The sequence below is a fragment of the Ureibacillus terrenus genome, assembly GCF_006569205.1.
GTDB lineage: Bacteria > Bacillota > Bacilli > Bacillales_A > Planococcaceae > Ureibacillus > Ureibacillus terrenus.
The window spans coordinates 49,451-64,831 of sequence record NZ_VIGD01000006.1; the positions used below are offsets into that span (position 1 = coordinate 49,451).

The following is a 15,381-nucleotide window of genomic DNA, read 5'->3' on the forward strand; positions in this document are numbered from 1 at the left end:
GGCTGTGCTGACCTTTTTTACACCACATAAATCAACGCTGTGTCCCTTCCTCTTTTGTTGCATCAAAATGAAGAAAAGAGCCTGTCCATTTTTTTGGATAGGCTCTTTTTGATTTATTGATAGAGACCGCAACAAACGGGGAAACTGTTTGTTGCAGTCGATAAGGGGGAAAACCTTATATCATTTTAATTGATTGTTTCCTTTATAATTTGTATCTGAAAGCTTTCACTAAAAAATTATTTTTCTGAAAATCCTTTCTTTCATCCCGGACAAAACCAAATCTTATATATAGTTTGATTGCAGCTTCCATCATATCCGTTGAGTGGAGATATAAATACTCATCCCCTCGCGCTCTGGCAAATTCCACACTTTTATCCAATAACTTTTTGGCAATTCCAAGCCCCCTTGCCTTAGGATGAATCCCCAATAACCGCACAATGGTGGAATCTATCTCCAATTCGGGCCGATTATAAGCATTCCCGGAACCGATAAAAAGCTGCAGACCGCCTAATATATCTTCACCTTTTTTCGCAACAAAAATTTCCGCGGAATGAGGATGGTTCACACTGTTCCGAATATCGGAAATATAATCCTGCCAGGCCTCTTTTGAAGGATAATGCTTTTCATATTGAGCATAACTTTCGACCAATACCTCTACATATCGTTCTTTGTCTTCTTCTTTCAGGCGATCAATCAACACATCTGTCACAAGTTGACCCAATGATTCCCACCCTGCCTTTCTTGCAAACTTGTCAAACCGCTAAACCTTTTTTTCTTGAAACTTGCTCCAAGGCAGCGATTAAATGCTCTAATCCCACTTCGGTTACTCCTTTATAGGTCCCGTTTTTACCTATTTCCACGACCGGTACATGACGAACGCCATATTTTGCTTCCAAAATTTCACGGAATTCATCCCGATTGGTTACATCAATCGTTTTATATGGAATCTCTTTGTCATCCAAATAACTTTTCACTTCATTGCAATAACTGCATCCTTGCTTTGACCAAACAATCACATCAAATGCGTTGCTCATTTCATTTTCCTCCTATTTAACAGTTGATATTTCTTTGAATAAATTGGTTGGACCCAACAATTCAAAAGACCGAAATCTTTCCTCTCTTTTCAAGACCGGTGTATGGAGAATAAATTCATCCACCTGATATTTCTGATGCAATTCATCCAATACCTTTTTCACCTGTTCCGGTTTCCCGTAAACCAATTTCGAATCTAAGACTTCGATTCGATATGGTTCTTCAGACTGATTTCCAAATTTCTCGGCTTGTTCTTTCTTTGTAAATGTATAAGTTCGGCCGCTTTCCAAATGCAATTTGATAATGTATGAATCTTTTGCGATGCTCTCAGCTTCTTTTTCATCTTCTGATGCAAAAACACCGATGCCCACGATCAATTTTCCTTCAGGATAAATCTCTCGATAAACTTCAGCAGACTTTTTCAAAACTTCTTCATCCGGCACAAAGAATCTTGCAAACACATAAGGAAGTTTCAAAGTTGCCGCAAGCGTTGCACTGCCAGGGCTTCCCCCCAATACAAAAATCGGAGGCTTCACTTTCGCCGTTGGGGTTGCTTTTACCCCATAAAGCGGATGGTTTTCCGGCAATGTATCATACAGAAAATCCTTTAAATCCCTTACCCGCTGATTAAAATCTTCACCGGTGTTTTGAGTTCCAAATTGTAAAGCTTTTGTCGCCAAAGGAAGGCCGCCTGGAGCTTTCCCGACCCCCAAATCTACACGGCCAGGCGCAAGAGCTGCCAACACCTGAAAATTTTCGGCGACTTTATAAGGGCTGTAATGGGTCAACATGACTCCGCCAGAACCGATTCGTATTTTTTCCGTTTTCGCCAATAAATAAGATACGAGGACTTCCGGTGATGAACCATGGACATCCTGACTATTATGATGCTCTGAAACCCAAAATCTTTCATATCCCAATTGTTCCGCGGTTTGTGCCAACCGCACCGTTTCCTGGAAAGCTTCCTCCGGTGCAGAATGTTCGATTACAGGGCTTTGATCTAAAATACTTAATTTGTACGCCATTTTTCCACCTCCATTTCAAACCTCAGTCTTTGTAAATCAAGTAATAGTGCCTATCCGTTTATAAGTTGGCAAGCTGTCTTTGTTTTGTGTAACGGTTTTCTTTAAAAGGAAGACCCAAATTTCCCCGTAATGTGTCCGCCTCATATTCTTTCCGGTATAATTCCCGTTCCTGCAGAATTGGTACAACTTTCTCCACAAAGTCTTCCAGCGCATTCGGGACCGCAACTGAAAACATAAATCCATCCGCCGCCTTTTCCACGAACCATTTTTCAATTAAATCCGCAACATCCTTTGGTGTACCAAAGAATACCGGTTTCGGTGTCGCTTCACGCAGCGCCACTTCCCTCAATGTCAATCCCTGCTCTTTCGCTTCTCTTTTAATGCGGTCGGTTGTGCTTTTGAATGCATTTGCCCCAATATCACCGATGTCCGGGAACGGCGCATCTACGTCATATTGGGAAAAATCATGATGATCGAAGTAACGTCCCAAATAGTCCAGCGCTTTTTCAATCGACACCAAATTTTTGACTTCATTATATTTCCGTTCCGCTTCTTCCACGGTATCTCCGATGATAGGGGCCAATGCCGGAAAAATCAGCACCTCATCCGGATTCCGTCCAACTTTTGCAACCTCTTCTTTCACTCGGCGATAAAAGTCCTTCGCTTCCTCTAATGCAGGATAATTTGTGAAAATCGCATCCGCTTCCTTTGCTGCAAGCCGAATTCCGGCATCGGATGATCCCGCCTGAAAGATGACCGGCTGCCCCTGCCTTGAACGGGCAATATTCAATGGGCCGCTGACTTGGAAATATTTGCCTTTATGGTTTAATACGTGCAGTTTTTCCGGATCAAAGAATCGGTCATTTTCCACGTCCGCGATAAATGCATCATCTTCCCAGGAATCCCAAAGCCCTTTTACCACTTCCACAAACTCTTCGGCAATTTCATAACGGGTCGCATGATCGGGATGCTCTTTAATGGTTTTATTAAAATTTAATGCCGCCCCTTCCAAAGGGGTTGTCACAACATTCCAACCTGCACGTCCGTCGCTGATTTTATCCAATGAAGCGATTTGCCGCGCAACATTAAATGGTTGACTATAAGTGGTGGATACAGTGGCAACCAGGCCGACGTTTTTGGTTGCAGTTGCCAATGCGGAAAGGATTGTAACGGGTTCAAAACGGTTTAAAAAATGCGGAATTGATTTCTCGTTAATATAAAGACCATCGGCAATAAAAACTAAATCAAATTTCCCTTTTTCTGCTGTTTTGGCTTGTTGCACATAATACTCCAGACTGACGCTTTGATTGCTTCTGATTTCAGGATGCCGCCAAAGGGAAATATGTCCTCCGACTCCATGAATCAGCGCTCCAAAATGGATTTTTCTTGTCAACATTACTCCCTCCCTAATTTCTAGTATTTTTATTTGTTTTGTTATATTAACAACAATTTTTTCCTAATACAATACATTTACTAATTGATTTCTTGTAAGTACTGATTGAAAAAATTTATTAACTCTAACCGGCTAAAATTGAGCATAAAAAAAATACCATCCAGTAACGAATGGTATTAATTAACCGTCAACTTTTGATTATTGCTTTTAGATAAATGATTTAACACATTCACGGACAAATTCGAAAAATAATTTGCCGCTACAAGCAGCGCCTCTTCATTCAGTGTAAATGATGGATGATGCCAATCATGTTGCCCATCAACGCCTATCCATACAAAATAACCGGGAATCAATTCTTGATAATATGCAAAGTCTTCTCCTGCCGGGCTTTGTTCGGCTTCAACAACCGCATACCCCAACTCTTCCCCGGTCCGTTTGACGATTTCCGTAAAAAGCGGTGAATTATCGACACAAGTAACGGAAGGATACCAGTTAAATTTGGATGTGGCACCAAAAGCAGAAACAATTCCTTCTGTGATTTGCTTCATTAATTGCGGTATTTTCCCACGGGCTTCCTTTTGAAAAACCCTTACCGTTCCTTCCAAAATTGCATGGTCGGCAATGACGTTCCAAGTATTTCCGGCTTCCAATTTTGTTATACTCACTACCGCATTATCAAAAGCGCTTAAATTTCTGCTTACAATCGTTTGCAATGCGGAAATCAATTGCCCCGCCACAACGACCGCATCGATTGTATTGTTTGGAATTCCGGCATGACCGCCGACTCCATAAATTTCAATCTTAAACCGGTCTACTGCAGCCATTAATGCTCCTTCACGTACCCCAACGGTTCCAACGGGAAGGTCCGGCTTATTATGCATTCCAAAAATCGCCGATACCCCATCCAACCCGCCTGCTTTTATAATCTGTTTTGCCCCTTCAGCAATTTCTTCTCCCGGCTGGAATATGACGCGGACCGTTCCTTTAAGCTCCTTTTTTCTGCGCTGCAGTAAAATTGCCGCACCGATCATTGAAGCTGTATGAAAATCGTGGCCACATGCATGCATCACATTTTTTATTTTTGAAGCATAGGGCAAATTTGTTCTTTCCCCGATAGGCAGCGCATCGATATCACTGCGCAATGCGATGGTAGGCCCTTCTTCCTCTCCTTTGATTTCTGCGATTGCCCCGACTTCCAAACCTGCATCCAAAATTTTAATTTCTTCCTCTTCCAGCCATCTTTTGATTCTTTTGGTCGTTTCATATTCTTTCATTGAAGTTTCGGGATACATATGCAACTCCCGGCGATATTCGATCAGTTGTTTCAATAGAGAATCATGCTCCGTCAATCCGCTTTTTTTCATACGCTTACCCCTCTTTTTTTCTTTGCTCTTTCATATTTGATTACACTAGACATTTAAAATTATTAAACCGGTCAATCGAACGTTGGATGCTGCTTTTCAAAATATTTACAACATCCGATTGAACATAGGATAAATAAACAGGTTGCGTGATCGTAAACAAATCCAGGGACTTCACAACAATCAACTCTTTCCTTTCAATTTCCTCTTTTATACTTATTAAAGGCAAAAACCCGATTCCTTGTTTGTTTTTGATCAATGATTTCGCCACTTCCAGTTGATCTACCTTAAATTCAACTTTTGGTTCTACATTTTCCAGTTCAAAAATTTTATAAATCAGATTCCAATCAAACGCCCCACATTCAAAAAATACGATGGGTTCCTTTGCAAGTTTCTTGATGGTCACCTCTTCTCCCAGTACATATGGATGTTCCGGGTAAACAACGAGTTGAATGGAATTGTCCAACGCCACTTCCTGAATGATATTGTCGTTTGAAAATGGCTTTGTGAAAGCAAAATCAATCTCATGATTCAGCAATTTCACAATCAGTTCTTCATTTGTTCCCGTGATAAATTTGAAATTGAAATCTGGATTTTCTTTTTTCCACAGAACGAGTGCATGGGGAATAAAATAGCTTGAAGTGATGAAATTCGCACCAAAAACGATTTCATTATGATCCCGTTTATTCCTTATATTGCTTTTTCCTTCGCGAAAAGTTTTCAGGATTTGTTGTGCATAAGGAATAAATTCTTTCCCTTGCTGATTTAAAATCAGTTGTTTTCCCTGTCGGATAAATAATTCTGTATTCAATTCCCTTTCCAGTGCTTTAATCCGTGCAGTAACGGTTGGTTGAGACAAATACAGAGCCTTCGATGCTTTATGAATACTTTTTAACTCCACAACATAAATAAACGCCTCCAATTGGTCCGTATTCAAAACACCAGCCCCTTTCCGGATTATTTTACTGTCGGATTAAAGTAATCATGTCCTATGCCAAACCCAAAATTGACAAATAACAGGAAATTAAATTTACTAATCCAATAATTTTAGTAAGATATTAGATGAAAATTTACTAATCATTCTTTTTTTATCATTTATCGAAAATTAAAACATATTATTCATAGTTGTCAACTATATTTTTTTGTTAGCGTAATTGAAATAATTTATCAGTTCAAAAAAATTTTCTATTATAATTGTAATCTGCCATTTACTTTTATATAACAGACTTTTAATAATAATTTTAAAAATGTATAATATTCTAGAATTGAATTTTTTTTTGGGGGGAAAATAATATGTCAGTCGCAACTACATATTTGCAAACGTTGGAGAAAAGCCTTTATGATTTGATTTGCGAAACATCTACAAACTTGCCAAAAGATGTTCGCCGTGCCATCAAAAGAGCAAAAGAAGCTGAAAATGCAGGCACTCGGGCTGCCATGAGTTTGGCAACCATCACAAGAAATATCGTAATGGCGGAAGACAATGTATCACCAATTTGCCAAGACACAGGACTTCCAACATTTAAAGTAAAAACTCCTATTGGCGCAAACCAATTAGAAATCAAAGAAGCCATCCGCAATGCGGTTAAAAAAGCGACAGAAGATGCGAAACTCCGCCCAAACTCTGTTGACTCATTGACTGGTAAAAACAGCGGGGACAATCTTGGTGAAGGCGTTCCGGTTATCAAATTTGAACAATGGGAAAAAGACTACATTGAAGTAAAACTCATTTTAAAAGGCGGAGGCTGTGAAAACAAAAACGCCCAATACAGCTTGCCTTGCGAATTGGAAGGGCTTGGCCGCGCAGGCCGCGACCTTGACGGAATCCGCAAATGCATTCTTCATGCCGTTTGGAAAGCGCAAGGACAAGGCTGCTCTGCCGGATTTATCGGGGTTGGTATCGGTGGAGACCGCTCCGCAAGCTACGATCTGGCAAAAGACCAATTATTCCGCCATTTGGAAGATACAAATCCGATTCCTGAACTAGCAAAATTGGAAGAATATATCGTTGAAAAAGCCAATACACTTGGCGTCGGAACAATGGGCTTCGGCGGCGAAACGACATTATTGGGATGCAAAATCGGTGTAATGCACCGCATTCCTGCTTCCTTCTTCGTATCAGTCGCTTACAACTGCTGGGCATTCCGCCGCATGGCAGTTGACATTGATGCCAATACCGGAGAAATCATCAAATGGCACTATCAAGATGGCGAAAAAGTGACATTCCGCAATGAAGAAGAACAACAACCAACTGAAACTAAATCCGAAAGCCGCGTTATTGAGTTAAGAGCGCCGATTACTGAAGAACAAATTCGTCAGTTAAAAGTGGGCGACGTTGTAAAAATCAGCGGACGCATGTACACAGGCCGCGATGCCATCCACCATCACCTAATGACTCATGATTCACCGGTTGATTTGAACGGACAAATCATTTACCATTGCGGTCCTGTTATGGCAAAAGACGAAAATGGAAATTGGACTGTCAAAGCGGCTGGTCCTACAACATCCATCCGTGAAGAACCTTATCAAGGGGATATCATGAAGAAATTCGGTATCCGCGCAGTCATCGGTAAAGGCGGTATGGGCGCGAAAACATTGAAAGCATTGCAAGAGCACGGCGGCGTTTACTTGAACGCAATTGGCGGTGCAGCACAATATTATGCTGATTGCATTAAGAGCGTTGACGGTGTGGACTTCCTTGAGTTCGGTATTCCGGAAGCAATGTGGCACTTGACAGTGGAAGACTTCACTGCGGTTGTCACAATGGACTCCCACGGAAACTCTTTGCATGCTGACATTGAAAAATCTTCGCTCGAAAAATTATCTCAATACGCAGAAAGAGTATTTTAATTAACATTTTATTGCTTAAGCTGCCAAAAATCGGGTGAATCCGTTTTTTGGCAGCTTTTTTATATAAAGAAAACCGGGCATTCCCTTGGAAGGAATGTCCGGTTTCTTATTAAAAAACTTGAGCAGGATTCTATGATTAAACTAAAGATGTTCTTTCTGATGTATCATTAAATGTCTGTGCATCCAATTCCTTTGTTAAACGGCTTGATACGATTCCGGATACCATGGAGCCACTCACGTTCAACGCTGTACGCCCCATATCAATCAGCGGTTCCACTGAAATCAAAATACCAGCAAGAGCGATCGGCAAATTCATGGCCGATAATACAATGATTGCTGCAAACGTCGCACCGCCGCCTACACCTGCGACACCGAAAGAAATGATTGCAACGATTAGGATTAGAAGGCCAATAAAGCCTGGAGTGAACGGGTCGATTCCGACAGTCGGCGCAATCATGACAGCCAACATGGCCGGGTAGACCCCCGCACAACCATTTTGACCGATGGATAACCCAAAGGATCCCGCAAAGTTTGCAATCCCTTCAGGAACACCCAATCGTTTTGTTTGTGTTTGAAGATTCAACGGCAATGTGGCAGCACTTGAACGTGAAGTGAAGGCAAATAATAAAGTTTCTACCGCTTTTCTCGCGTAAATCAATGGATTTAGACCGGTTAACGACACAATAATTAAATGCACAATAAACATGGCAATCAACGCAACATAGGACGCAACGACAAATTTGCCCAAATCGGCGATTGCCCCAAAATCGCTAGTGGCAACCGTGCGGGCCATAAGTGCGACAACCCCGTATGGCGTTAATTGCAAGACGATTCGCACAACGCCCATGGTAAGGCCGTATAATGCATCAACACCCTTTTTGACTGTATTGGCCGTATCCTCATCTTTCCGTCGGAGCTGCAAATAGGCAAATCCTAAAAATGCGGCAAAAATAACAACAGCGATTGTTGAAGTGGAACGGGCCCCAGTCAAATCAAGGAACGGATTTGAAGGGAACATTTCCAAAATATGTTCCGGCAAAGTCTTGACACTTTCCGCTTTTTGCACTATTTCTTCTCCGCGTGCCGCTTCCTGTTCCCCCTGCACAATTTGTGACGCATCCAAATCAAACAATGCCGTCGATAAAATACCGAATGATGCGGCAATCGCCGTTGTGCCAATTAAAACTCCCAATATTAGAATCGCAATTTTACCCAAGTTTTTTCCGATTGTCACTTTCGTAAATGCCGCCAAAATGGAAATAAACACAAGCGGCATCGCAATCATTTGCAGCAACTTTACATAGCCATTTCCAATAATATTAAACCATGGCATTGTTTTCTCTATCGTTTCTGATCCGAATCCATAAATCCATTGCATCCCGATGCCGAATAAAACGCCAAGCGCCATTGCAATAAACACTCTATTGGAAAATTTTACGTGTTTTTTCCTTAAAAAAATATAAAAATGCCATTAACACCGCTAGCACGGTTATATTTAAGATAATTCCCATACAGCAACCTCCTTTTTTATGAACAAACCTAATAATACATATTTATTCCTATTAGTCAAGTAAGAATAATATATTTTAAATTTTCTTATTTTTATGTTTATTTCTTTACAAAGGGAATTTTATAGATTAGAATAATTATAAAATAATATAAATTTTAAATAATTGATATTTATTATCAATTGCAATAAAATTGATGCTTTGATACTGAAATTCATTATCATAAGGAGGTATTGATGTTGAATTCTAATCGAGAAAAATTCTCGTTAATTGAGAATATAAAACAGCATCAGGAATTGATTGCCGCTATTGCGAGCGGAATTTTGATCTTAATCGCATGGAAATTGGAAAAGAACGGTTTATCAACAGCATCTGTCATATCTTATATTGCCGCATTTATTATCGGGGGGTATGCGAAAGCAAAGGAAGGAATCATTGATACCATAGAAAACAGAACGTTGAATGTGGAAATTTTAATGATTTTGGCCGCCATCGGCTCCATGATCATCGGGTATTGGACGGAAGGGGCCATCCTAATTTTCATTTTCTCTTTAAGCGGAGCTCTTGAAACTTATGCAATGAATCGCAGCCATCGTGAAATATCCGCCCTGATGAACCTGCAGCCGGAAGAAGCGTGGCTCGTCCGCGGGGATTTCGAGCCGATGAAAGTGCCCGTTTCTTCATTGAAGGTGGGAGACCATCTTTTAATTAAACCGGGCGAACGCATCCCGGCGGACGGCAAAATCATTAAAGGTTCTTCTTCCATCGATGAATCGGCGATTACCGGGGAATCGATCCCGGTGTCAAAAGACGTGGGGGACGAAGTATTTGCGGGTACCATCAATTTAAACGGTACAATCACCGTCCATATGACGAAGCCGAATTCCGAAACATTATTCCAAAAAATCATCACGCTTGTCCAAACGGCCCAAAGCGAAAAATCCCCTTCCCAATTGTTCATTGAAAAATTTGAAGGCATTTATGTAAAAGCGGTGCTCATCGCCGTTGCCCTCATGATGTTTCTGCCGCACTATTTATTCGGCTGGGATTGGAATACAACATTTTACCGGGCGATTGTGCTGCTTGTCGTTGCGTCACCTTGCGCCGTAGTAGCTTCCATCATGCCTGCCACACTTGCAGCCATTTCAAACGGCGCTCGCCACGGAATTTTATTCAAAGGCGGCGTCCACTTGGAAAATTTAAGCGCCCTCAAGTTGCTGGCCGTGGATAAAACAGGAACATTGACAGAGGGAATGCCGGTCGTTACGGATGTCCTGGTCCGGGAAGATTTGGATGAAAGAGAAACGCTGAAGCTCATTGCATCAATGGAGTCCCAATCCAATCACCCGCTTGCCAAATCCATTGTTCAATACGTCAAAGATCAACAAATCGGCATCATTTCCGGAATCGATATCATCGATATTCCTGGCCAAGGGGTAAAGGCAAATTTCAACGGCCGTTCTTATATAATCGGTAATGCCGATTTTGTCGGCAATGAAGAAGCAGACAGCTTCGCCGATGGCATCGCAGCCCGCCTCGAAGAAGAAGGAAAAACCGTCGTCTTTTTGAAAGATGATGATGGAATTGCAGCAATGATCGCCTTAAAAGATACGATTCGAAACGAAGCGAAAGAGGCGGTCGAAACTTTGAAACAACTTGGGATAGAAGTCGCCATGCTGACAGGGGATCACGAAAAAACAGCGAAAGTGATTGCTAAAGAGGCGGGAGTAAACGATTATATTGCAAAATGCTCTCCAATCACCAAAACGGAATTTATTGAGCAGGCATTGACGAAATATCAATATGTCGGCATGGTCGGAGACGGAATTAACGATGCTCCTGCCCTTGCCAAATCGACGGTCGGCATCGCCATGGGGGGAGGAACCGATGTTGCATTGGAAACGGCCGATGTCGTTTTAATGAAAAACAATTTATCAAAAATTGCTTACTCCATTAAACTTGGAAGAAAAATGCAGCAGATTGTCAAACAGAATATAATCTTCTCGACCGCCGTCATTGCGATTCTTATAACTTCAAACTTCCTTCAAATTGTCGATCTCCCTTTGGGCGTTGTCGGCCACGAAGGCAGCACCATTTTGGTCATATTAAACGGATTAAGGATGCTTAAAACTTTAAAGTAAACATTTTCAGTTTATAAGGAATGGCCTCAAATAACAGAAAGCGGCTTAAGCCTTCAAAGAGCTTAAGCCGCCTTTTTTATTTGCTGTCCGACCTGTCCCGCTTCATTGGGGGATGTAATGCCGGCGCTCCTAACTGCCCCGCTTGTTCTTGGCCAGATATCGTTTATACATGGTAGCATTCAGCATTCCGCCAAAGATTAAAATCATGCCGGTAAAATACAGCCAGAGCAATAAAATGATGACGCTTGCAATGCTTCCGTAGGTTGATGTAAAGTTACCGAAATTCTTTACATAAAAAGAGAAACCATAAATCAATATTACCCATGAAACGGTGGAAAACAACGCTCCCAGAAGAACGGTCCTTATAGGCACTTTCGGTTGTGTATATGGGATTAGCCAAAACAACAATAGCAATACAATAAAAATGAGAAGCGGCGGCAAAATCCATTGAACATAATTCCAAAAAACCACAAAGGATGCCCCCACTCCTAAAAAATCAAACAACTGATACATATATCGTTGTCCAAAAATCGGAACCAACAATGCGAGCAATAGCACGAGGATAAGTAATACCGTGAAAACCAATGACCAGCCCCGATTGATGATTCCCATCTTCGGCTCCGTTTCGTACGCTTCATTCAACGTCTTTAAAATTGCGTTCATCCCCTGCGAAGCCGCCCAAAGGGTACCGATAATCCCGATCGACAAAGGACCGCCGCCATTGTAAGTCGTCAATATTTCCACAATCGTTCCCCGTGTCAACAGAAATACTTCTGTAGGCACAATGGTTTGCATGAAACGAAATACATGTTCCTGATTAATGTTCAAATAAGGGAGGATGGAAACAATCACTAACAATAGCGGAAAGAAAGATAATAAAAAGAAATAAGCCAGTTGCGCTCCCTTTCCGGAAACATCCACTTTCCATATCCGAATGATTAAATCTTGGACAAATCCTTTGAACGTGGTTACGTTTATGGTTGATTCATCCGGTTTGAAAAAGGATTGAATTCTCGAAATCCACTTTATTTGGGGAATTTTCGTATTGTCCAAACGCTAGTTCACTTCCCTTCATTCCCCCTGATATGATTTTTCTTCATTGGATGAAAAAACTTCTTTTGTATCCTGTACAATCTCCTGCACTGCTCCAGGGATTCCTTTTACTTCATCCAATTTTTCCATAATGAAATTGACATTATCCTTTGTATCCTCATACAATTTCTGCATTTTTTCGATTTTTTCATTTACCAATTGCTGCAATTCGCTCCGGTTTTTCGCATAATAAATAACCTTGTTCTTTGTTTTTTTCAGTTTTTCCACCGTCTGTTCCCTTGTCGTGCGATCCAACATGCTCACTGCCGCCCCAACCAATGCTCCAATCACAACGCCTTTGCACAATTTACTCTCGCTCATGACCCTACTCCTCCTGTCGATCCTTGTAAATAATTTCTAATCATATTCTATAAGAACTTTTCATCTTTTAAAAGCAAAGACAAATGCATGGAATTCACTTGACAACAATGGATTGAAATGAAATGATGATACAAAGTTCAAAGAAAGGTGGAAAATGAATATGAATTTGTCTACGCCTTCTAAAGATAATTTGGCGTATATGATAGAAAAAATTAAAGAAAAATTAAAAATGGTGAATACAAACGTATTGCGTCCTGATGATTTTTCAGAATCCGATTATCAAGCTTTATACGATATATATGAATGGATTATGAAGCGCGATACTTTCAGTCCAAGCGAAATACAGGCCATCGTTTCCGAGCTGGGTTCCCTCCGCAAATGAGCCTGATTTCGATTACTACCGCATACTTTTTCCTAATTTATGCACCATTATTCAAAAAATGTGGAATCCTCAATGATTATCCAAAAGCTTACAAAAAGGAGCGCCCCATGATGGGACGCTCCTCTTTGTTGCTTATTCGGAAGTTGTCCGGGATGATTCCGTATTGTCTTTTACTGTTTGCTGAATTAAAACTTCTACCCGGCGATTTTGCGCCCTTCCTTCGGCGGTATCATTCGATGCAATCGGGTTGTATTCCCCATATCCTTTTGCGCTAAAATATTTCGGATCCAAATCCGGGTTCGAATCGATCAGCAACTTCAGGAAATTGACCGCCCTCATTACAGACAGTTCCCAATTCGACCTGAATTCGGGGGTGTTTTGGGGTACATTATCCGTATGTCCCGTCACGACGATATAACGCGGAGGATCAAGATCTAAAATCCGCGATAGCTTCTGGGCGATGGGGATATTTTCGGGCTTTATATCCGCTTTTCCAGGATCGAACAAAATGCTGTCACGTATTGTCAGAAGCAAGCCTTCATTTGTCATTTTCGTTGAAAAGGTATCTTCCAATTCATTGACAGCAATAAAGCCGTCAATATCTTTTTGGATTTGTTTCAATTGCGCCTGATCTGCCAAATAAGCTTTTTGCTCGGGCGTTATCCCGCCAGGCATCGGTTCTCGACTATCAACCATTGAAGTATCATGCATGAAGCCGACTCCTCCGCTAAAAATTTCGCTGAACACCTGTGACATCTTTTCCAGTTTTTCCTGGTCAATGGTGCTGGACGCGAACAAAACAATGAACAATGCCAACAGCAGCGTCATCAAATCCGAATAGGGCAACAGCCATGAATCATTAATTTCCGTTTTTTTGGCATTCTTTTTATTTTTCTTTGCCAAGGCCATCAGCCCCGCTTTCAAAAATTTGTCTCCGTTCTTCTTCCGTCAAATAGGAAGCCAATTTTTGCTCAATAATACGTGGAGCTTCGCCTTCCAATACAGATAAAATACCTTCGATCATTAAACGTTTTTGTCTTGCTTCGATAACGGATTTGCGTCTTAATTTATTGGCAAATGGATGCCATAGCACATAACCTGTGAAAATCCCCAACAATGTTGCTACGAAGGCGGATGAAACTGCATAACCAAGATTATCTATATTATTCAAATCACCCAATGCTGCAATCAGGCCGACAACCGCACCAAGCACTCCGAGCGTCGGTGCATATGTACCCGCTTGGGAAAAAATTTGGGCGCCGCTTTCATGGCGTTCTTCCATCGCTTCCACTTCTTCATTTAACACGTCGCGTATGTAATCTGCGCTTTGGCCATCGATCGCAAGGGTTAATCCGTTTCTTAAAAAAGGATCTTCGATTTCTTGCGCCTCGCTTTCCAATGCAAGAAGACCTTCACGACGGGCCAGATCTGCCCATTTTGAAAACATTTTGATGATTTCCGCATCGCTGACGGTTTTTTGCTCTGTGAAAATGACTTTTAATAATTTCGGAATCCTTTTAAGTTCTTTTCCAGGAAATCCAACTACAATCGATGCGATTGTACCGACAATAATGATCAAAAAAGCTGCCGGGTTAATCAAAATGCTTAATGATGCACCTTTTAATACCATTCCGAAAAAAATAGCGATGATTCCAAGAAGTATACCTATCACTGTCGCTTTATCCATAATCTGTACCTCCAAATCTTCCGCTACTATTTATTTCGGCATCTATCCTTATTTTTTAATCTCCTTTTATTTGAATACATTAATATTTTGATAAAAACTGGTTATTTAATGATGGGACAATGTCACAACGTTCAACAGTTTTAATGGCAAAAAAAAGAGCGGCATAGCCTTTCCGTTACAGGTACCATGCCGCTCAACAGCTTTATAAGCAAACCAAAATCCGCTGCTTTTTTAAATGGGGAAAAAAGGTTGGGCCGTTTTCCAGGCTGGTCACAGGGTTGCCATGTTTTATACAAAATTAGCAATCCAACGAAAGTCTCCTTGGAATTGCTAACGTTATTTTTCTCCTAAAACCTTTAAAAAAATCATATAGTTATAGTATAATTAGTAGTAACCAGAATTGTTTTTTTAGAAAGGGGTCTAATGATGGGCTTATTTTTAACGACTGTAACTGGTTTTCTTGGGCTTCTTGTGGTATCAGTTGCCATGTTCATTCATTATTTGCGCAAAGGTTTAGATTCCTCCAGCTCAGTAAAAGTTGATCCAAAACCAACTGAAAAATTTTAATTAGATAAAGCTGCCTAAAAAC

Annotated in this window: 14 protein-coding genes and 1 pseudogene; 4 read left to right on the top strand and 11 right to left on the bottom strand. The window is 41.0% G+C overall.

From position 1 onward, the window contains the following. Window positions 1-202: 202 nt before the first annotated feature. The 6 genes from FKZ59_RS05930 to FKZ59_RS05955 form a co-directional block, all read right to left on the bottom strand. A complete protein-coding gene (locus FKZ59_RS05930) occupies window positions 203-721 on the bottom strand; it encodes a GNAT family N-acetyltransferase (protein WP_246045831.1) in 519 nt (172 codons plus the stop codon). 31 nt (window positions 722-752) lie between these two features. Next, the gene (locus FKZ59_RS05935) at window positions 753-1,034 is read right to left on the bottom strand and encodes a glutaredoxin family protein (protein WP_141601837.1); all 282 of its coding nucleotides are present in this window, start codon (window positions 1,032-1,034) and stop codon (window positions 753-755) included. A 12-nt stretch (window positions 1,035-1,046) separates the two neighbouring features. Beyond that, entirely contained in the window at window positions 1,047-2,057 is a 1,011-nt protein-coding gene (locus tag FKZ59_RS05940) for an LLM class flavin-dependent oxidoreductase (RefSeq protein WP_141601838.1), read from the bottom strand. 58 nt (window positions 2,058-2,115) lie between these two features. Next, window positions 2,116-3,453 (bottom strand): LLM class flavin-dependent oxidoreductase, encoded by a 1,338-nt coding sequence (locus FKZ59_RS05945; RefSeq protein ID WP_141601839.1) that lies wholly within the window; start codon window positions 3,451-3,453, stop codon window positions 2,116-2,118. A gap of 173 nt (window positions 3,454-3,626) precedes the next feature. Beyond that, window positions 3,627-4,814, bottom strand: coding sequence for an amidohydrolase (locus tag FKZ59_RS05950; protein ID WP_141601840.1), 1,188 nt, complete (start codon window positions 4,812-4,814; stop codon window positions 3,627-3,629). A 40-nt stretch (window positions 4,815-4,854) separates the two neighbouring features. Continuing rightward, the gene (locus tag FKZ59_RS05955; RefSeq protein WP_141601841.1) at window positions 4,855-5,748 is read right to left on the bottom strand and encodes a LysR family transcriptional regulator; all 894 of its coding nucleotides are present in this window, start codon (window positions 5,746-5,748) and stop codon (window positions 4,855-4,857) included. A 356-nt stretch (window positions 5,749-6,104) separates the two neighbouring features. On the opposite strand from FKZ59_RS05955, the gene FKZ59_RS05960 reads away from it, so the two are divergent. Beyond that, window positions 6,105-7,661, top strand: coding sequence for a fumarate hydratase (locus FKZ59_RS05960; RefSeq protein WP_141601842.1), 1,557 nt, complete (start codon window positions 6,105-6,107; stop codon window positions 7,659-7,661). Between the two features lie 136 nt (window positions 7,662-7,797). Here the strand turns inward: FKZ59_RS05960 and FKZ59_RS05965 are convergent. Continuing rightward, window positions 7,798-9,172, bottom strand: a pseudogene (locus tag FKZ59_RS05965) (L-cystine transporter). A 233-nt stretch (window positions 9,173-9,405) separates the two neighbouring features. Between FKZ59_RS05965 and FKZ59_RS05970 the strand changes: the two are divergent. Continuing rightward, a complete protein-coding gene (locus FKZ59_RS05970; RefSeq protein ID WP_141601843.1) occupies window positions 9,406-11,310 on the top strand; it encodes a heavy metal translocating P-type ATPase in 1,905 nt (634 codons plus the stop codon). Window positions 11,311-11,439: 129 nt separating this feature from the next. On the opposite strand, the gene FKZ59_RS05975 is transcribed toward FKZ59_RS05970, so the two are convergent. Together FKZ59_RS05975 and FKZ59_RS05980 are read right to left on the bottom strand one after the other, a co-directional pair. Further along, window positions 11,440-12,363 carry a YihY/virulence factor BrkB family protein gene (locus FKZ59_RS05975; protein WP_141601844.1) on the bottom strand — a complete coding sequence of 308 codons (924 nt, stop codon included), beginning with the start codon at window positions 12,361-12,363 and terminating at the stop codon, window positions 11,440-11,442. Between the two features lie 18 nt (window positions 12,364-12,381). Next, window positions 12,382-12,723, bottom strand: a complete 342-nt coding sequence (locus tag FKZ59_RS05980; protein WP_141601845.1) for a YtxH domain-containing protein — start codon at window positions 12,721-12,723, stop codon at window positions 12,382-12,384. A gap of 160 nt (window positions 12,724-12,883) precedes the next feature. Between FKZ59_RS05980 and FKZ59_RS05985 the strand changes: the two genes are divergently transcribed. Continuing rightward, complete coding sequence (locus FKZ59_RS05985; RefSeq protein WP_141601846.1) at window positions 12,884-13,105, top strand: DUF1128 domain-containing protein; 222 nt, start codon at window positions 12,884-12,886, stop codon at window positions 13,103-13,105. Between the two features lie 132 nt (window positions 13,106-13,237). Here the strand turns inward: FKZ59_RS05985 and motB are convergent, their stop codons facing one another. Together motB and motA are read right to left on the bottom strand one after the other, a co-directional pair. Continuing rightward, complete coding sequence (gene motB / locus FKZ59_RS05990; protein WP_141601942.1) at window positions 13,238-14,008, bottom strand: flagellar motor protein MotB; 771 nt, start codon at window positions 14,006-14,008, stop codon at window positions 13,238-13,240. Next, on the bottom strand, window positions 13,992-14,792 hold the full coding sequence (motA, locus tag FKZ59_RS05995) for a flagellar motor stator protein MotA (RefSeq protein WP_141601847.1): 801 nt from the start codon (window positions 14,790-14,792) through the stop codon (window positions 13,992-13,994). Before motA ends, motB begins: the two co-directional genes overlap by 17 nt. Before the next feature lie 426 nt (window positions 14,793-15,218). Between motA and FKZ59_RS14680 the strand changes: the two genes are divergently transcribed. After that, complete coding sequence (locus tag FKZ59_RS14680) at window positions 15,219-15,359, top strand: hypothetical protein (protein ID WP_181733202.1); 141 nt, start codon at window positions 15,219-15,221, stop codon at window positions 15,357-15,359. Window positions 15,360-15,381 lie beyond the last annotated feature (22 nt).

What these genes read in the sequence shown, in the direction of transcription:
- FKZ59_RS05935 (WP_141601837.1), bottom strand. Translation starts at nt 1,034, where the DNA reads ATGAGCAACGCATTTGATGTGATTGTTTGGTCAAAGCAAGGATGCAGT.
- FKZ59_RS05940 (WP_141601838.1), bottom strand. Translation starts at nt 2,057, where the DNA reads ATGGCGTACAAATTAAGTATTTTAGATCAAAGCCCTGTAATCGAACAT.
- FKZ59_RS05945 (WP_141601839.1), bottom strand. Translation starts at nt 3,453, where the DNA reads ATGTTGACAAGAAAAATCCATTTTGGAGCGCTGATTCATGGAGTCGGA.
- FKZ59_RS05950 (WP_141601840.1), bottom strand. Translation starts at nt 4,814, where the DNA reads ATGAAAAAAAGCGGATTGACGGAGCATGATTCTCTATTGAAACAACTG.
- FKZ59_RS05960 (WP_141601842.1), top strand. Translation starts at nt 6,105, where the DNA reads ATGTCAGTCGCAACTACATATTTGCAAACGTTGGAGAAAAGCCTTTAT.
- FKZ59_RS05970 (WP_141601843.1), top strand. Translation starts at nt 9,406, where the DNA reads ATGTTGAATTCTAATCGAGAAAAATTCTCGTTAATTGAGAATATAAAA.
- FKZ59_RS05980 (WP_141601845.1), bottom strand. Translation starts at nt 12,723, where the DNA reads ATGAGCGAGAGTAAATTGTGCAAAGGCGTTGTGATTGGAGCATTGGTT.
- FKZ59_RS05985 (WP_141601846.1), top strand. Translation starts at nt 12,884, where the DNA reads ATGAATTTGTCTACGCCTTCTAAAGATAATTTGGCGTATATGATAGAA.
- motA (WP_141601847.1), bottom strand. Translation starts at nt 14,792, where the DNA reads ATGGATAAAGCGACAGTGATAGGTATACTTCTTGGAATCATCGCTATT.
- FKZ59_RS14680 (WP_181733202.1), top strand. Translation starts at nt 15,219, where the DNA reads ATGGGCTTATTTTTAACGACTGTAACTGGTTTTCTTGGGCTTCTTGTG.